The 17254-nt window shown below is 55.1% G+C and carries 16 protein-coding genes; 8 read left to right on the top strand and 8 right to left on the bottom strand.

The annotated features are described in order from the left end of the window. Nucleotides 1–24: 24 nt before the first annotated feature. The 4 genes from PVT68_RS14075 (at nt 25) to PVT68_RS14060 (ending at nt 6107) form a co-directional block, all read left to right on the top strand. Nucleotides 25–2220 carry a TonB-dependent receptor gene (locus PVT68_RS14075; RefSeq protein WP_280319074.1) on the top strand — a complete coding sequence of 732 codons (2196 nt, stop codon included), beginning with the start codon at nt 25–27 and terminating at the stop codon, nt 2218–2220. A gap of 122 nt (nt 2221–2342) precedes the next feature. Further along, nucleotides 2343–4091 (top strand): amidohydrolase, encoded by a 1749-nt coding sequence (locus tag PVT68_RS14070; RefSeq protein ID WP_280319072.1) that lies wholly within the window; start codon nt 2343–2345, stop codon nt 4089–4091. A gap of 11 nt (nt 4092–4102) precedes the next feature. Continuing rightward, nucleotides 4103–4690 (top strand): DUF3237 family protein, encoded by a 588-nt coding sequence (locus PVT68_RS14065; protein WP_280319070.1) that lies wholly within the window; start codon nt 4103–4105, stop codon nt 4688–4690. 145 nt (nt 4691–4835) lie between these two features. After that, nucleotides 4836–6107 carry a DEAD/DEAH box helicase gene (locus PVT68_RS14060; RefSeq protein ID WP_280319068.1) on the top strand — a complete coding sequence of 424 codons (1272 nt, stop codon included), beginning with the start codon at nt 4836–4838 and terminating at the stop codon, nt 6105–6107. Nucleotides 6108–6113: 6 nt separating this feature from the next. Here the strand turns inward: PVT68_RS14060 and PVT68_RS14055 are convergent, their stop codons facing one another. The 4 genes from PVT68_RS14055 to PVT68_RS14040 form a co-directional block, all read right to left on the bottom strand. Next, a complete protein-coding gene (locus tag PVT68_RS14055) occupies nt 6114–6464 on the bottom strand; it encodes a YciI family protein (protein ID WP_280319065.1) in 351 nt (116 codons plus the stop codon). A 41-nt stretch (nt 6465–6505) separates the two neighbouring features. After that, a complete protein-coding gene (locus tag PVT68_RS14050) occupies nt 6506–6889 on the bottom strand; it encodes a YciI family protein (protein ID WP_280319064.1) in 384 nt (127 codons plus the stop codon). Between the two features lie 42 nt (nt 6890–6931). After that, on the bottom strand, nt 6932–7756 hold the full coding sequence (locus tag PVT68_RS14045) for a YciI family protein (RefSeq protein WP_280322529.1): 825 nt from the start codon (nt 7754–7756) through the stop codon (nt 6932–6934). Nucleotides 7757–7905: 149 nt separating this feature from the next. Then, on the bottom strand, nt 7906–9147 hold the full coding sequence (locus PVT68_RS14040) for an RNA polymerase sigma factor (protein ID WP_280319062.1): 1242 nt from the start codon (nt 9145–9147) through the stop codon (nt 7906–7908). 105 nt (nt 9148–9252) lie between these two features. Here PVT68_RS14040 and PVT68_RS14035 point away from each other — a divergent pair, with 105 nt between their 5' ends. The 4 genes from PVT68_RS14035 (at nt 9253) to PVT68_RS14020 (ending at nt 11196) form a co-directional block, all read left to right on the top strand. Further along, a complete protein-coding gene (locus PVT68_RS14035) occupies nt 9253–9621 on the top strand; it encodes a PH domain-containing protein (RefSeq protein ID WP_280319060.1) in 369 nt (122 codons plus the stop codon). 38 nt (nt 9622–9659) lie between these two features. Beyond that, nucleotides 9660–10043: a DUF1294 domain-containing protein gene (locus PVT68_RS14030; RefSeq protein ID WP_280319059.1), complete on the top strand. Its 384-nt coding sequence runs from the start codon at nt 9660–9662 to the stop codon at nt 10041–10043. Nucleotides 10044–10191: 148 nt separating this feature from the next. After that, nucleotides 10192–10704: a DUF1993 domain-containing protein gene (locus tag PVT68_RS14025; protein ID WP_280319057.1), complete on the top strand. Its 513-nt coding sequence runs from the start codon at nt 10192–10194 to the stop codon at nt 10702–10704. Nucleotides 10705–10770: 66 nt separating this feature from the next. Then, nucleotides 10771–11196: a cupin domain-containing protein gene (locus tag PVT68_RS14020; RefSeq protein ID WP_280319055.1), complete on the top strand. Its 426-nt coding sequence runs from the start codon at nt 10771–10773 to the stop codon at nt 11194–11196. An 87-nt stretch (nt 11197–11283) separates the two neighbouring features. On the opposite strand, the gene PVT68_RS14015 is transcribed toward PVT68_RS14020, so the two are convergent. The 4 genes from PVT68_RS14015 to PVT68_RS14000 form a co-directional block, all read right to left on the bottom strand. Further along, complete coding sequence (locus PVT68_RS14015) at nt 11284–13128, bottom strand: CPBP family intramembrane metalloprotease (protein ID WP_280319053.1); 1845 nt, start codon at nt 13126–13128, stop codon at nt 11284–11286. Further along, nucleotides 13125–14285, bottom strand: a complete 1161-nt coding sequence (locus PVT68_RS14010) for a tetratricopeptide repeat protein (protein WP_280319052.1) — start codon at nt 14283–14285, stop codon at nt 13125–13127. Before PVT68_RS14010 ends, PVT68_RS14015 begins: the two co-directional genes overlap by 4 nt. A gap of 200 nt (nt 14286–14485) precedes the next feature. Then, nucleotides 14486–16342 (bottom strand): ABC transporter transmembrane domain-containing protein, encoded by a 1857-nt coding sequence (locus tag PVT68_RS14005; protein ID WP_407666101.1) that lies wholly within the window; start codon nt 16340–16342, stop codon nt 14486–14488. A 185-nt stretch (nt 16343–16527) separates the two neighbouring features. Then, complete coding sequence (locus tag PVT68_RS14000; RefSeq protein ID WP_280319050.1) at nt 16528–17220, bottom strand: OmpW/AlkL family protein; 693 nt, start codon at nt 17218–17220, stop codon at nt 16528–16530. Nucleotides 17221–17254: the final 34 nt, after the last annotated feature.

Genomic DNA, 17254 nt, shown 5'->3' with positions numbered 1-17254 from the left:
AAGCAAGAGACCAAGGAGTATTCCGTGAAAAACCACCAGCTATTACTGGCCACACTATTGGGTTCCGCCAGCAGTTGTGTACTCGCCCAGGCCAGTACACCCGAGCCGGAAACCAAAACCCGATCCATTACCGCTGTCGAAGAAATTGTGGTGACCGCCCAGCGCCGGGAAGAGAGCCTGGAAGATCTGCCGATGTCGGCGACGGCACTGAGTGGCGACATGCTGAAAAACCAGGGCGTCGCCACACTCAAGGATTTGCAGACAGCGTCACCTTCACTCTCCATTACCAATACGGGGCCGACCCTCAGCGTGAACATCCGCGGTATCGGGATCGCGACCAACACCCCGAATATTACTGCCGGGGTGGCCACCTATGTGGACGGCCTGTTCCAACCACCCATCGTGCAGTCCAGCAGTTTTTACGACATCCAATCGGTGGAAGTACTACGCGGACCGCAGGGAACCTTCGTGGGAAACAATTCCACCGGTGGTGCAATCTTTATCAATTCAAAATCACCGGACCTGGAGACCATCGGCGGTTACGCGGAAACCTCCGTCGGCAACTTCAATAACCTCGGTTTTGAAGGCGCGGTCAATGTGCCCGTTTCCGAAACCCTCGCCGTCCGGCTTGCGGGTTTCAAGAGGGACCGTGACAGTTTCTATAAGGATACCGGCCCCTACGACAACGACGCCGGCAAACTGCAAGAGTACAGCGGGCGCCTCGGTGTACTCTGGGCCCCGGAAAATTTCGAACTGCTGTTCAAGGCACAGACCAACAAACGGGATACCGGCGGCTATACCGCAGCACCAATCGCCGGAACGACCTACGGCGATTTCCGCACGGGAGATGCCTTTACCCTGGCATTTGACGAGGACGTGTCCTACGAAGATCGCGGCGACATGTACAGCCTGAAACTGGATTACACGCTGGCAAACGGCATTGTGCTGCGTTCGCTCTCGGGTTATCAGGACAAGGAAATCAACAATGTCTCCGACCTCGATGGCTCTTCGGCGCCGGTGATGGCCAATGGCGATATTGTGGAAGACTATTTCGCCAACGAAAAACAGCGCAGTCAGGAAATCAATATCATCTCGCCGACAGACGGCAAGTTTGACTGGGTGCTGGGCGGTTACTATCAGGAAACCGATATCGACATCATGATTGTCGATGTCCAGGCCGGCTTCCCCACCGATATTCCCGGCGGGAATGCACGCACCGTGACCGGCTTGTTTGCCCAGGGTAACTATGAGTTCCTGCCATCCTGGGAAGTGCAGGCCGGCTTGCGTCACTCCACCTACGAGGTCACCGGCTGGGGTGGTATCTATGTGGGACGCGGCATCCCCGATTTCCCACCGGGCGGCCTGCAGGTGGGCGACCTGTCCGGTAATTATGAGGATGATCGTGTTACCGGCAAGCTGGCCTTGAATCACTATCTGGACCACGGCCTGCTCTACGCCCAGGTCTCGACCGGTTACAAACCCGGCGGCTTCAATTCCACCACGTCCACCTTTGACGCAGAAGATGTCACCAGCTACGAGCTGGGGTGGAAATTCAGTGCCCTCGAAGATCGTGTACGCACACAGCTGACGGCCTTCTACAACGACTATCGTGATTTCCAGTTCGCTGCACTGGAACCCTCTACCGGTGTGGAAGGTTCGGAAAACATCGCGGACATGACCATTCAGGGGATCGAGGCGCAGGTACAGGCACGCCTGGGTAACTGGATGTTCAGCGGCAACCTGGGTTACACCGATTCGGATCTTCCCGGGCAGACCTTTGTCAATGCCCGCGCCCTGCCCGGCAGTGCGCTGGGCCCGCAATGCCCCGCGGGTGTGCCATCAATGCCGCCCATCTGCTTCGACTATACGCCGTTTACGGAATCCACCGCCGGTGGCGAGGCGCTCTATGCGCCGGAGTGGACGTATAACCTCTCGATCAGTTACGAGTTCGATTTGTCCGGCGGACTCTACCTGACACCGCGAGTCAATTACTCCCATGTGGGCAAACAGTACACCTACCTCGCCTACTCTCCCGAGTCCGATGTGCTGGAAAGCCGCGACCTGCTCAATGCCTCCCTTGCCCTGGTCAGCGAACAGTGGCAGCTGGAAGCCTACGGCAGCAACCTGACCGACGAAGAGTATGTATCCGGCCAATTCGGCATTACCGAGTTTTACGGTGCGCCGCGCCAGTATGGATTGCGCCTGAGCGCTTCCTTCTGATCAACCGTGCGACCGCTGCGCGGTCGCTACTCCCTTTACCTGCGCAGACTGATTGCGCAGGTCTTTTTTGGCTCTCGAGTTTTTAACACCCGATTTTAAGCACCCAGTTTTGCCGAGGATTTATGGGCACCAACCATATGCGCAGCCACCGTTTTCCGGCCCTCTATTTTTTTGCCAGCACGATATTCGCGGTATTGGTTTCCGGATGCGCACAGCGCGCTGACCATGTGCTGCTCGGCGGTGAAATATATACGATGGATTCAACACAGCCCCGCGCAACCGCCCTCGCGGTCACGGATGGCAAGTTCTCTTACGTGGGCGATGAGGCTGGTGTTTACGCTCAGATCGGCCCTGAAACGGAAGTCATTGCTCTGGAAGAAAACCTGGTATTGCCCGGGTTAATCGACACGCACACCCACCCGGGCATCCTCGCCCTGTTTGCCTCGACGGATCTCGTCGCTGCCCCCGATCCGGAACCGGAAGCGCTCCTGCAATGGCTCGAATCCTATGCGGAAGAGCATCAAGAAATACCGTTTATTATTGCCGGCTACTGGCGCACCGCGGATTTCGGGATCGAGGGGCCAGACAGGGCCATGCTCGACCAGGTGGTGAGTGATCGACCCGTCGCACTGATGGACGACTCCGGACACAGCATGTGGTTAAACAGCAAAGCACTGGCGCTCATGGGTGTGTCCGCCGATACCCCAGACCCGGCGCCCGGGCTCGCCTACTACCAGCGCGGAGCAAACAACGAACCCACCGGCTGGATCAAGGAATTCACCTTTGCATCGATTCAGGAGCGAATTTTTGAAACCGCCGATCCGGCGGTGTTCGAGTCCAATCTGGAAAATTTTCTGAACTACCTGTCCAGCAAGGGCGTTACCAGCCTGTACGACGGCGGCAATCTCGGCTTGCACGATAAGGTCTACGGGGTGCTGGCACAACTGGATCGCGAAGGCCGCTTGCCCCTGCGCTATGAGGGCACCTACCACGTTCACCTGCCGGAACAGATTGACAGCGCCATTGCAGAAATAAAACGCCTGCGCGCGACTTACGCCGGACCGCACCTGCAGTTCAATGCGGTAAAAATCCATTTCGATGGGGTACACGAAATCCGCACCTCCGCCGTGCTCGACGACTTCGAAGACGACCCGGGTAACCAGGGTGGCACCCTGATTGAACAGACGCGCCTGATCCAATTTATCGGCGAGTTGCACCGGGAAAAGCTGGACCTGCACATGCACGTGGTGGGTGACAGGGCCACGCGACTGGCCCTGGATGCCTACGAGGCTGCGAAACAAAACGGCTGGGATTATCCGCAACTGACACTCTGCCATCTGGAACTGGTGGACGATGCGGATATTCCCCGATTCAAGGAGCTCGGCGTCATCGCCAACTTTACCCCACACTGGTTCGGGGATCTTTACCAGGGTGCCGAGTCCAGCCTTGGGGAGCGCAATACCCACAAGATGCGCGCCCGATCGTTTATCGAGTCCGGAGCCAAGGTGACCTTCTCCAGCGATGTGGTAGTACCGGACGAACTCGAACGTGCGAATCCTTTTCTCGGTATGCAGATTGGCATCAACCGGCAGGATTTAGCGGGCGGCGCGAATGCGAAGGTTATGCAGCCAATAGCGGAACGCCTGACACTGACGCAGCTCATCGAGGGATATACGATCAACGGCGCCCGCCAGCTGAGAAAGGCCGCCGAGCTGGGTTCCATTACCGTCGGCAAAAACGCGGACCTCGTTATTCTCAAAGACAATATTTTTTCCCGCGACCGCTATCAGATTCATAGCGCAAGAATTTCCCAAACCATGTTGGGCGGAAAATTTGTTTTCGACGACCAGCAGGTAACACAACACGATTAAGGAGTGAATGTATGGCTACCGATATTAAAAAAAGATCGACGTTACTGGGATTGGCGGGAGCGGTTGGCGCGCTGGGTATGACTGCGCCTGTTGCAGGCCGGGCGCGGGAACTGTTCAAAACACCGGAGGAGCGGGCACTGAAGGCAGAACTGGTACTGCAAATCCATGTCGAACTCGGCGAGACCGAAGATATGGGTATGAGTGCCGATGGCCACCGTATTAATTACCCGATTGTGGGCGGGCATTTCAGTGGCCGCGGCTTGCAAGGCAAGGTCATACCCGGCGGTGCCGATATGTCGGTCGAACGCAATGATGGGGTCACCATGATCAACGCCCTGTATCGCCTGAAAACCAACGACGGCGACACCATCATCATCGACAACGCCGGCATCTGGCGTCCCACGGAAGTCGGTCTGAAAAAGATGCAGTCCGGCGCGAAGCTCCTGGCCGAGGATTACTACTGCCTGACAACCCCCAAATTCAAAACCCCAGCGGGCAAGCACAACTGGCTCACGCAAAATATCTTTGTGGGCACCATTGATGATGTCAGTGACAATGCGGTGCTGATCGGTTGTTACCTGATGAACCAGATCGGATAACTGCAGACTTGAGAGTTACGGGAACCTGACCTCCTATCCCCCAACGGTGCAAAGACTGCCACCTATTCTGGGCTTTACTGTTACCATGCCGCGCTGAAACCTGTCGCCGATCATTTTTCGGCCAATGCCCGAACAGAGAGCCCAGATGACATTCCGCACCCTAGGATTGAGCGCCCCGATCCTGCAAGCCCTTGAAGACAAGGGCTATTCGACTCCCACCGAGATCCAGCGCAAGGCGATTCCCGCCATTCTGGAAGGTCGGGACATTATCGCGACTGCACAGACAGGCACCGGGAAAACTGCGGCCTTTGTACTGCCGATACTGCAAGCGCTGGGTGGTGAGCGCCAACGACGTGCCAAGCGTATTCGCGCGCTGATTCTGGTGCCCACCCGCGAACTGGCGATGCAGGTAGAAGACAATGTCCAGCAGTATGGAAAGCATCTGGCGGTGACTTCCATGGCGATGGTGGGTGGTGTTGACCTGGAGCCGCAAAAACAGCAATTGATTGAAGGCGTAGATATTGTGGTCGCCACACCGGGACGCTTGCTCGATCTGGCACGCCAGCGCGCACTCCATTTTGATGAGCTGGAAGTGTTGGTGCTGGATGAAGCCGACAGAATGCTGGATATGGGGTTTATTGACGATCTCGAAAAAATCATTGCGCGCCTGCCAGGGCGACGCCAGAGCCTGCTGTTTTCCGCAACGATGTCACGCCAGGTAAGATCGCTGGCCGATATCGTGGTCGAAATCCCTGTTGAATTTTCCATTGCGGGCAATAAGAAAACCGCCCCGAAGATTTCCCAGTGGTTGATTGCCGTCGACAAGCACAATAAATCGGCGCTTCTCAGCCATCTGGTGACGGAGCGCAACTGGAAACAGGCATTAATCTTTATTCGCACCCAGCACGGCGCGGCGAAGCTGGTGAGCCAGTTGGAAAAGCGCGGGATCAAAGCGGAAGCCATTCATGGCGGCAAGAGTCAGGCATCGCGTTCGAAGATCCTCGCCGATTTCAAATCCGGTGAGCTCAATATACTGATTGCCACCGGCGTTGCCGCCCGCGGTATTGATATCGATGAGCTTGAGCGCGTGGTCAATTACGATTTGCCCGACGATGTCGACGAGTACATCCACCGTATCGGCCGCACCGGGCGCGCCGGCTCTTCCGGCGAAGCGATATCGCTGGTCTCCAGGGACGACTTCAAGCGTCTGTGTGCCGTGGAGCGCCGGTTGGGCAAAATCATCGACCGGGTAATCATTGAGGAATTTCCGGTCGTCAAAGACCTGCCGGCTTCAAACCTGAATTTTTCTGCCAGGAAAAACAAGCCGGCGAAACAAGCCGGGCGGGCAACGAAAGCTGCTCAACCGGCCAGTACCAAGCCCGAGGCCAAAACCCCGTGGGGATCGATAAAGAAGTAAGCAGGCTCAAAGGGTAGGGATCGGCATACACTCCATCACTTCCACGCAGTCACCCGGGAAGATGCTGAAATGCGGGTGATGTTCAAAAAGCCTGGCGGCGTCTTCGTGGGACTCCGCCTGCACAATGACGTAGCCGGTCATGTTGTTGCTGGTGTCGGTGATGCCGTCGGGATCAATGCGCTTGGTCTTGCCCAGCGGGCCGCCGGCTGCGACAAGAATATCGCTGTGCTTTTCCATCCAGCCACCCCAGGCCGCCATACCTTCCTGCATGCGTTGCTGCTGTTCCTCTTCTGACAGGTTTTCCCAGCCTTTCATTGAATTCGGGGTGCCGAGGTACATGGCGAGATAGTTTTTCATGGTAACTCCTTGTAACGATTGTTTCGGTTGCGATACTTTCATTAACCGGCGTTGCCACCGGCTTCATTGTCTGTGTCCATCAATTCCCGCGCCGGGCGCACTTCCACCGAGCCGTAGCGGGCTGGTGGAATCTTCCCCGCGAGAGCGATAGCCTCGTTCAGATCCCTGGCTTCCAGCATATAAAAGCCGGCGAGCTGTTCTTTGGTTTCCGCAAAGGGGCCATCAGTGACGGTGACGCGGTTATCGCGTACCCGCACGGTGGTGGCGGAACTGGTGGGCAACAGCGGGCTGCCGGTAATGTAGTGTCCACTGCTACTCAGGTCCTCGACACAGGCGATGCACTCCCGGTTGAGTGCATCCCACTCCTGCTGGGATTTGTGCTCCATCAGTTTCTCGTCGTAATAGACCAGTGCCAGGTATTTCATGGTGGGCTCCTAGTGATTCAGTAACCGTCGGGCTTTCCGGCATTACGGCTCGTTGGGAGAATCGGTATTCACCATCCAGGCAATGCCGAAGCGGTCGGTGACCATGCCAAACCCTTTGGACCAGAAGGTTTCCTCGAAGGGCATGCTGATGGTGCCCTGATCGGCCAGCTCGCAGAACGCGGCGCGGGCGCGCTCTACTTCCGGAAAGCTGATTTGCACGTCCAGCCCCTGCGGCTTGTGATAGCGACCGGGAGGCACATCGCAGCCCGAGAGTTTGAGTTTGCCGATGGCGATAGTGCCGTGGATGACTTTGTCCTGCCACGCGTCGCCGAAATCACTCGCCATCGGCGAATCGCGGTAGGTCATCATCATTTGAAGATCACCGCCCAGCACCTCTGCGTAGAAGGTCAGCGCCTCTGCGCAATTTCCCTCGAAACTGAGGTGCGGACAAATGCTGGCGGGCTGGCGCTGCATTCGTGCGTCCATATCCTTGTGCACATCGAGTCCTTCACCCTCTTCAAAATCCGCCATTTCGTACAGCTGTCGCAGTTCCAGCGACACATTGCCGTCGCCATCGGAAGGCGGCCACTGTTTGACCCGCTCGATGGCTTCCGCTTTTGAGGCAGCTTCGAACAGGGTGAAGCCAGCGATCAGCTCTTTGGTTTCGGTAAACGGGCCATCGGTCACTACCGGCTGGCCATCGTGAAAATCGATGCGCGCACCATAGCTGCTCGGCTTCAGGCCCGTGCCATCGATGAACACGCCGTCATTGAGCATCTGTTCGTTGTAGCGCCCCATGGCTTCAAAATCGGCCTGGGTGGGCATGACTTCGGCTTCGGTGTTGGCGTCGGCTTTGCGAATAATCATGAATCTCACGGTAACGCTCTCCTGGGTAGTTTGGCCTTACAGACCGTTTTTTACTGGCGATCTCATTAGCGACCTCACTAGATAATCGAACGGGATTGGGGGAATTCGACAGCGAGGTGAAATTTTTTTAAACATTTTTTCCGAGAGAATCAGGCGTCATCCAGTTCCGCCAGACGACGGACCAGAAAGCGCTGTTCCGGTCCCTGTTGCGCCAATTCCAGCGCTCGCTGGTAAGCGGCGCGTGCTTCCTCTTTTTGCCCGAGGCGACGGTAAAGGTCGGCGCGGGCAGCGTGGGCCAGGTGGTATTCGGTGAGCAGGCCGCGCTCGAGCAAGTCGTCGATCAACCGCAGCCCCTGCTGCGGACCATCCCGCATCGCCACTGCGACGGCGCGATTAAGTTCAATGACCGGCGACGGGGTCATTGCCAGTAACGCGTCATACAGGCCGACAATCTGCGTCCAGTCGGTGACTTCCATGGAGGTCGCTTCCGAGTGCACCGCGGCGATCGCCGCCTGCAAGGTGTAGGGGCCAAAACGGCGGCTGGCCAGAGCGCCCAGTACCAGACGGCACCCCTCGCGGATCTGCTGCTGGTCCCACAATGCACGGTTTTGTTGTTCCAGCAGGATCAACTCGCCATCGGCAGAGACCCGGGCGGCGCGGCGCGCGTCCTGTAGCAGTAGCAGGGCCAGCAGACCCTCGGCCTCGGGTTCCGGTAGCAACTGGCGCAACAGACGGGCGAGGCGAATGGCTTCCGCGGTCAGGTCCTGACGAATCAGACTGTCGCCAGCGGAGGCGGAGTAGCCTTCATTGAAGATCAGATAGATGGCGTGCAGTACGCTCCCGAGACGCTCGGGCAGCTGGTCTTTTTCCGGAACCTCATAGGGAATATTGGCGTCTCGGATTTTTGCCTTGGCGCGCACGATACGCTGCGCCATCGTAGGCGTGGCGATGAGAAAAGCGCTGGCAATTTCTTCGGTGGTGAGGCCGCACACTTCCCGCAGGGTCAGCGCCAATTGCGCCTCCGGGGCAAGGCTCGGGTGGCAGCAGGTGAAGATCAGGCGCAGCCGATCATCTTCAATACCGTACTCTTCCGGTTCCTCTGTAGTCAGCTCCGCTTCCAGCCGTTCGGCAATATCCTCGTAGGACACATGGAAGCGCGCTTTGCGGCGCAACTGATCGATGGCCTTGAAGCGCCCGGTGGAAACCAGCCAGGCGCGGGGGTTATCCGGAATGCCATCCGCCGGCCACTGTGTTAGAGCTGCCGAAAACGCTTCGTGTAAGGCTTCTTCCGCCAGATCAAAATCACCAAGTATTCGAATCAGGGTGGCGAGTACCCGGCGCGATTCGGTCTGGTAAATTTCCTGTAGCTGAGCTTGAAATTGGTCAGGCATGAGGTTGATTATTGTTGGTTGCCAAGTTGCCCAAGCGTAGGCTATTTACCCTGGCGAAGATATGGCATCCTCTGTGGAGCCTTCACATAAACAGACAATATTTCCATGATCGACTTCGAAAATAAAAGCCTCTTCAAACTCAAGCAGAATGCCGGCTACGCCGAAAAGGTGGCGCCACTATTACTCGATGGCGAGGAAGTACTAGACTCGTTCAAGTCCATGCGCGACGGCATCGTGTTTACCAGCAAACGTATCATCGCGGTCAACGTGCAGGGCATCACTGGCAGCAAGAAGGATTTCACCTCCCTGCCCTACAAAAATATCGTTGCCTATTCGGTGGAGACCTCCGGCACTCTGGATATCGATAGTGAACTGGAACTCTATTTCTCCGAGCTCGGCAAGGTGCGCTTTGAATTCAGTGGCAAATCCCGGCTTATGGATATTGCACACTATATTGCGCGCTATGCGCTATAACACGCACTTGGAGCCTGGATGCTATGCGGCAACAAAGGGTGACGATATGGATCAGCCTGGTATTTTTCGCGCTGGTCGGGATCTCGGTGGCACTGGGAAAGTTACCACCACTGGTACTGATCGTGTATTTCTGGCTGAGCTTGCTCACGTACCTGATCTACTACCTGGACAAGTCCGCCGCCCGCAGCGGCAGCTGGCGCACCAAGGAGAGTACACTCCATTTGCTATCGTTTCTGGGCGGCTGGCCCGGCGCACTGATCGCACAACAGCGCTTTAGACACAAAACACGCAAGCAGCCGTTCCGATTTTTATTCTGGCTTACCGTACTCGGCAATCTCGGCATTCTGGTCTGGCTGCATACCGCGGAAGGTTCTGCTTATTTGAATATGCTACTGGGTAATAACCGGGATTTTCCTTTTTGACCCGCCCCTGCATGATCGCCCTATGGTGACAGGATGAATTTCCGCGCTTTGTTACATTAGCCCCTTGAAACGGCCAAAGTCGCCGCCATACACCGTGTGCATTCATACACCCGTCCCTAACACCCCCATCCCTGAATGAGAGATTGTCATGGCAAACCAGGAAATCACCGAGATCAAGCGTATTTTCACTTCCAGGCTGGATGTACTCGATCACATCCTGTCCGTTGGCGAGAAACACATTTCCGATAGTGCCGCACTGATGCAGGAGCGTCTGGCGGAGGACATGCATCCCTTCGGTGCCCAGGTTGCTCTCGTGTGCAGCCAGCCCCTTGGTTTCGCACAGTGGTGTGCGAGCCAGCCGATTGAAAACCCCAGCAAAGAAATTGACTCCCCTGAACAGGCGCGTGCGCTGATCCAGCAGACCCGGGAAATGGTTGACGGGATCAGCGTGGATGACAGCAAGCTGGATGAAGTGAAGCGCATCGGACTCGGCCCGGACCGCTACGCGGAATTGCCGGCTCGCCAGTACCTCAACGATTACCTGGTACCGAATGTGTATTTCCATATCTCCATGGCCTACGCCATTCTGCGCAAGTTGGGCGCACCTATCGGCAAGGCGGATTACATGACCTACCTGGCGCCGCACGTAAAACAGGCGTAAACGCACGTTCCCTATGGCCGGTAAGCTATTGCCGGCCAACACTCACTGTTTTGGCCGTCTACCGATATGAAAACCTTTCTCTACGGACTCGCGTTTGCCGCAGTGAGTCACGCCACTTTCGCCAACGCTGAAAAGCTGACTGGCTACATTATCGAAAACGACGCAGACATTGCCCGACAGCAACCCGGCCCACATAAGGGCGGCGGCGAGACCACGGCGTTTCCGTTCTTCGCCGGCGCATCCGATATGGAGCTGGTATTCCGCAAGCGCATCCTGCACCCAGGTGCCGCCATCGGCTATCACGAACAGCACAAGGACGAGATCTATTACGTGATCAGTGGCACCGGTGAGCTGACCATGAACGGCGAGAAATCCGAAGTCGGCCCCGGCACCGCGATTCTCACGCGCCCCGGTAGTTCTCACGGTTTGCGTCAGGTAGGGAGTGAAGATCTGGTAATTTTTATTGTCTACGGCAAAGATCGAAAGCAATAGCGCTGTGGCTAACATTTCACAGCATCAGGGATTACTAGAAAACCATGCTATGTAAGGCGAACCATTAAGCGCAATCCTGCTGATCCGCTAGACGATAAATAGATAAGCGAAAACTCCATTAAACGTAGCGTGACAAATAATTGGGACCATTAGCCCCTCATACTTCCTTCTCAGCAAACCAAGCACAACTCCCAGCAAGAAGATGTAGAATACCGAAAGTGAGGACTCCAGGGTATGCAGAGAGGCAAACAAAGAGGCTTGAATAAGGTTTGCCCCCCAAAAAGGTATATATCGTTGCAAGCCACCCAGTATTGCACCCCGAAACGCAAACTCTTCAATAACCGGCGCGGCAATGACCAATAGCCATACCGTAGCCAACCAACCATAAGTTTGATTGACAGCACTGATAACTATTCCCTGCTCCGTAAAGCGGGAAAAATGTTCGGTCACCTGTGGAAGATAATTTAGCGCCAGACCTAGTGGCAGCCGCATTGCGAGGCCGACGGCAACACCGACAAAAATTGCAGTTGCTATTCGTTGTTTGTCGGAAAACCATTGATTGTCAACAACGTTCCATCTCCTGGCGATCGGCAAGAGCAGCCCAATAGTAAAGATGGATCCCCACAAGGTAGCCATTGCAACCGTTTCTCTATCCTCAACCAGTTCTGATTCGTACCACAATGTGTCTCCCATGATATCCAATGGTCCGAGAACCAAATAGGGAACTATCATTCCGGCATAAACACAGCAAAGTGTGCTCCACGCGTTACTTAGCCCCCACCCCATCATGGGTAATGCTCTGTTTTTTCGGTGGGAATACACCATTGCTGAATAATGAATAACACAGAAGGGTACCGCGATAACCAAAATGGTTAATAGCACGATGGGAACAGACATGAATACCGTGCCAACATCTCTCAGCGACCAGGGCAAATCCGGATATTTGACAAAAAGGGCTATTCGATTACTGCCTATTGGGTCAACGCTTAACCCTCCATCTCGAAACCGCTGATAAGAATGTAGCGCAGAATCTTTAGTTCCATTTTCAAACTCAAACTTGAATCTCTCGAACAGTAACTGTTCAGCGCCGTATGAGGAATCGTCAAGATCCCTAAAAGCTTGTCTGGCTTCATTGTAAAGACCGACTCGCGCAAGATACTGCGCTACTTGAAGGCTGTTGCGCCCCTCTTCTTGCCGCATTTTTTCGTAAACGAGCAGCGCTCGTTGCTTATCGCCTGTATTCGCATAAATGGAAAGTAGTAGCTCCAAATCATCTGAATCCAACTCACCCAACCTGATCAATGCGTATTGGGCGATCTCAATCGCCCGTTCAATCCCATTTGACTGAGCATGAAGACTCGAAAGTCTCAGCCTGATTCTTGAACCAGAATCCAATGAGAGAGCCTTTTCGCCATAATGTATGGCTGCAGAAGGTTTCTCGTATGCATAGCGGAAGGCAATTTGCTCGTAAAGACGCGCCTTTTGTTGCGCAGTCCACATTGCATCTGGCATGGAGCTCGCTTCAGTAATTGCCTTGGTGAAAAATTCTTCCCCATATAAATAGTTCAACCTTCTCAGTTTCACTTCAGGATGATAGGCATATTTCGCATCAAGAGACTCTTCGCATTCCGTGCTATCCTCATACAAGAAATCGAATCCCTCCTCGTAACCCCATTGATCCGTAAAATCTTGAATAAAATCGCACTTGGCAATCCCGATAAGTACATTGTGTGGATTTTCTACTATTTTCTGGTCAATTTTATCTAGATTCTGCCGGTATCCACGCTCAATCACGTCATTTGCAAACTGGATAGTCAAATCCAGATCAAGTTGTTTCAGGAGAAGTTCTGAAGACGGCTCGCCCCCAACCGAAGCAAACAGCATCGTCGGAAGTAAACTCAGGAAAATAAATAGTTTTCTGAAGTTTTTCATTGTATGTACTGTTTTTTATTTTCATACAACGCTAATCGATCAAAAAACCCTTTAGCGACAGGCTCGGAACTTCGAACCTCTATCATTTCGATGGCTTGAGACTGCGTTTTAACAGCATCCTCGAAGTTTCCGGTAGCGGCATAAGCGGCCGCCAGGGTGTCCAGGTATGCCGGAGGAAGCTGACCTTCACTGTCGAGCATTCCCTCCATCACCCAAACCGAAAACTCTCCGTCACGAAACGGCTGGTATGAATGGGTAGCCATTGCCCATGCAATTTCATTTTTTTCTTTATTTTTCAGACTGCCGGCAAGCTCTGTCTGCTTTTCGCGGATTAACGTTTTTTTCTCAGATGAATCTTCTTTCCCATAATTTATTTGCAATTCGAGAATTTTCGCAGGCAAGCTTCCATTTTTGGCTGCCTGGGTTAGCCATTTTTGGGCGATAGATGGATTGTATGGAACATGTTTTCCATTCAAATACAAATTACTCAACAGGAATCCTGCGCGACTGTATTGCCTTTCAGCCAGATCGGTCAAAAGTAAAACACCAAGCTCTTTATTGGAACTTTCTTCAGCGCCCCATATAAGGCTTCTGGCGTATTGGTAAGCCGAATACCTATCTCCAAGCTCGGCTGCTCTTTTGAAATAACTCGCTGCGATATCTTTATCGCTGTCTACACCATCTCCGGATAAATGCATTTCAGCCAGAACTCGCAGTGCGTCAGCCTTGCCTTGCTGTGCTGCGGCTATAAATAATTGCGCAGCTTTCTTGGGATCCCTCTCTACATGTACGCCTTTAAGATAGACGTAACCAAGCATCGATTGAGCTTCGGCAAAGCCATAACCTGCCGCCTCTTCTAAATAGAAAATTCCCGTCTCTATATCTTCTTTGTTGCGATTCCAGCGAAGATAGTTGTCCCCCAGGTAAACTGGTGCTGCCATATCTCCAGAGTTTCGCCTACTTATCAGATCATCAATGATTCGCTGAAACTCTTTATCTCGCTCTGATTCAGTGGGTTTTTCGCTATCTTTATTCAATAGCAGAGGCTGTGAAAATATATATTCTGGCGCGGCCAATAAAAGAAAAACAAAAAGGATTAGGCGCATCGTTCCCGTCATGTAAAACGGAGCCCGAGCAGTCGTTGGCAGCGTGTTCATTATTAATTGTTCGTGAGATGTAAGCAGGGTAGTTTGGACGCAAGAACCAATCCTATAGGAGAAGAATCAAGGTCTGTCAAACCCGCAGCACACTATTCAATCGATATAGCGTCAGTAGCTTTGAGTACTTACTCCCTGTATATGATTCTCACGGCCAGGCTCACATATTCACAAAATTCACACACAATCCATTTGTATCGCTACTCCATTAACGGCTTCTGCATTTCCGAACTCTGAAACTGCAACTCCGCCAATCGCCGGTACAGTGGAGAAATCCCCAGTAACTCCGCATGGGTGCCCTGCGCTACGACCTGCCCGCCATCCAGCACGGCGATATTGTCCGCGTGCAGGATGGTCGCCAGGCGGTGGGCGATAACGATGGTGGTGCGGTTTTGCATCAGGGTCTGCAGGGCCTGCTGCACGTGGTATTCGCTCTCCGCATCCAGCGCGCTGGTGGCTTCGTCCAGCAGCAGAATTTTTGGATCCTTGAGAATCGCGCGGGCGATGGCGAGGCGCTGTTTCTGGCCCCCTGAGAGACGTGTACCCTGCTCGCCCAGATGGCTGTTGTAGCCGTCCGGCAGCTGCTGGATAAAGTCGTGGGCGTGGGCGGCTTTGGCGGCGGCGATGACCTGTTCATCGCTGGCATTCGGATTACCGTAACGCAGGTTGTACCAGACATCCGCGGTAAACAGCGCAGGCTGCTGGGGCACGACCGCCATCTGGCGGCGCAGGTTACCGGTATCCAGTTCGCGGATGTCGGTACCGTTCAATGTGATACGCCCCCGCTGCGGGTCGTAGAAGCGCTGCAGCAATTCCAGCAGGGTCGATTTGCCGGCGCCAGACGGACCGACCAGAGCGAGGCTTTTACCTGCGGCCACGTTCAGGTTCAGGTCGCACAGGGCGGGACTGTCTGGCCGTGAGGGGTAACTGAATTCAACACTCTCGAACGCCAGCTCTGCGGTTGTTTGAGGTGTTGCTTCGCCTGTGGATAACTCTGCCTCTGAGAAACCTTCGCTGACCGGTATCTCCGCCTTCACGTTCAGCAGATCCATCAATCTTTCTGTGGCGCCGGTGGCGCGCTGCAGTTCGCCGTAAACTTCGGATATGGTCGCTACGGCCGAGCCCATCATCACCGCGTAGAACACAAAGGCGGCGAGGTCGCCGCTGCTGATACGGCCGGCGATCATGTCGTTGCCACCCACCCAGATCAGGCCGCTCACCGCACCGAACATCAGCAGTATCACCACCGCCACCAGCAGTGAGCGCTGGCGCACCCGGCGCTTGGCGACGTCGAAGGCAATTTCCACTTCACCGCCAAAGGCCTGCTTTTCATGGTTTTCGCGGGTGTAGCTCTGTACGGTTTTGATGTGCTGAATGATTTCACCGGCGTAACTGCCCACATCGGCGATAGAGTCCTGACTGGCCTTGGAAAGTTTCCTTACCCGGCGCCCGTACAGCACGATCGGCAACAAAACCAGAGGCACCCCCACCAGCACCATCAGGCTCAATTTGAGGTTGGTAAACAGCAGCAGCACCAGCGCGCCCACAAACATCAGCGTACTGCGCAGGGCCATCGAGAATGAGGTGCCGATAATGTGTTGCAGCAAGGTGGTGTCGGTGGTGAGCCGGGACATGATCTCGCCACTGCGGTTGGTCTCGAAGTAGCTGGGGTGAAGGGTCACGATATGGTCGAACACTGCCTTGCGCAGATCCGCCACCACCCGTTCCCCCAGCCATGACACCAGGTAATGACGGGCGTAGGTGCCAAGCGCCATGAGTACCGCCAGCGCCATGATGACCAGAACCGCGTGGGCCAGCGCCTCACTGGAATCGCCGGTGAGGCCCTCATCCACCAATAGCCGCACACCCTGACCGATAGAAAGGGTGACACCGGCGGTAAACACCAGCGCAATCGCTGCGCCCGTCAGCACGCCTTTATAGGGCCGCACAAATTGCCAGAGCGCGACCATCATCTGGCGGGCGCTCATATTCGCGGCGGCGATGGAATCTGCCTGCGGCGCGGTGGTACTGGCAACGGGTTCTGCGGCGTTCGACATAACAGGGATACCGGATGATTGAGACGCTCAGTATACGGGTATGCTCCCTATCCCACAGCGCGCCCCGACGCCTTTCCGCCCGCCTGTCGCAACTCTAGCTACAACTCTAGCTACAACTCTAGCTACAACTCTAGCTACGACCCCAGCCGCAACCCCAGCCGCAACCCCAGCCGCAACGGCGGCAATCAGAATTTGTAGCCGACAGATAGCGAGAAGATATCCGGGTCCACGTCCACACTGATCGAGCGGGTCACGTCACCCACACCGGGGGTGGCGGTGGTCACTTTGGCATCGGCGGTAATCCAGTAGCGCGAGTAGGCGGCATCCACCATCCAGTTGTCGTTCAGTGCATAGCTGGCGCCGACCTTGAACACACCGCCCACCGCATCTTCGATCTTGCCCTTGCTCTCGCCGCCGAAGGCGGTTTCGTAGCTTTCGTAGATCTTCGAGTCCGTAAAACGGCTGAAATTAAGGCCAGCGCCAAGGTAGCCACTCAAGCGGTCGGTGAAATCCAGGTGGTACAAACCGACCACCGCCGGTAACAACGCCTTGCTCTCGCCCACCTGCCCCAGCTCGGTGGCAGTGCCGGTGGCCTTCAGGGTGACCGTCGGCGGCAGGCCGCCGGCAAACTGGACCGACCAGTTGTCGGTCACGAAGTAATCATAGGTAAAGCTGGCGACCGTATGGTCCTCGGCGGCCGCGGTAATGCCCTCGGGGGTCAGGTCTCCGCGCAGTTCGGTGGACTTGTTGTTGTAGACGACACTGGCCGCGCCCACCTTGACCAGACTGGTACCCGCTTCACCAGCCATCGCCGCAGTGCCAGCAAGCGCGGTACACAGGCCCGCAAACAGCGCGACGGCGCTCATCGGTAGTTTCATGGGAACTTCTCTCACATCGTTATCGATTATTTGT

The organism is Microbulbifer bruguierae, from assembly GCF_029869925.1.
In the GTDB taxonomy this organism is placed as follows: domain Bacteria; phylum Pseudomonadota; class Gammaproteobacteria; order Pseudomonadales; family Cellvibrionaceae; genus Microbulbifer; species Microbulbifer bruguierae.
Note: the sequence above shows the minus strand (reverse complement) of the source record. Positions and strands in the feature narration are given on the sequence as shown.

Bases quoted from the DNA above. Each gene is read 5' to 3' on its own strand.
- PVT68_RS14060 (WP_280319068.1), top strand. From the start codon at position 4,836: ATGACATTCCGCACCCTAGGATTGAGCGCCCCGATCCTGCAAGCCCTT.
- PVT68_RS14035 (WP_280319060.1), top strand. From the start codon at position 9,253: ATGATCGACTTCGAAAATAAAAGCCTCTTCAAACTCAAGCAGAATGCC.
- PVT68_RS14010 (WP_280319052.1), bottom strand. From the start codon at position 14,285: ATGAACACGCTGCCAACGACTGCTCGGGCTCCGTTTTACATGACGGGA.
- PVT68_RS14070 (WP_280319072.1), top strand. From the start codon at position 2,343: ATGGGCACCAACCATATGCGCAGCCACCGTTTTCCGGCCCTCTATTTT.
- PVT68_RS14000 (WP_280319050.1), bottom strand. From the start codon at position 17,220: ATGAAACTACCGATGAGCGCCGTCGCGCTGTTTGCGGGCCTGTGTACC.
- PVT68_RS14040 (WP_280319062.1), bottom strand. From the start codon at position 9,147: ATGCCTGACCAATTTCAAGCTCAGCTACAGGAAATTTACCAGACCGAA.
- PVT68_RS14015 (WP_280319053.1), bottom strand. From the start codon at position 13,128: ATGAAAAACTTCAGAAAACTATTTATTTTCCTGAGTTTACTTCCGACG.
- PVT68_RS14045 (WP_280322529.1), bottom strand. From the start codon at position 7,756: ATGATTATTCGCAAAGCCGACGCCAACACCGAAGCCGAAGTCATGCCC.
- PVT68_RS14005 (WP_407666101.1), bottom strand. From the start codon at position 16,342: ATGTCGAACGCCGCAGAACCCGTTGCCAGTACCACCGCGCCGCAGGCA.
- PVT68_RS14020 (WP_280319055.1), top strand. From the start codon at position 10,771: ATGAAAACCTTTCTCTACGGACTCGCGTTTGCCGCAGTGAGTCACGCC.
- PVT68_RS14065 (WP_280319070.1), top strand. From the start codon at position 4,103: ATGGCTACCGATATTAAAAAAAGATCGACGTTACTGGGATTGGCGGGA.
- PVT68_RS14050 (WP_280319064.1), bottom strand. From the start codon at position 6,889: ATGAAATACCTGGCACTGGTCTATTACGACGAGAAACTGATGGAGCAC.
- PVT68_RS14025 (WP_280319057.1), top strand. From the start codon at position 10,192: ATGGCAAACCAGGAAATCACCGAGATCAAGCGTATTTTCACTTCCAGG.
- PVT68_RS14055 (WP_280319065.1), bottom strand. From the start codon at position 6,464: ATGAAAAACTATCTCGCCATGTACCTCGGCACCCCGAATTCAATGAAA.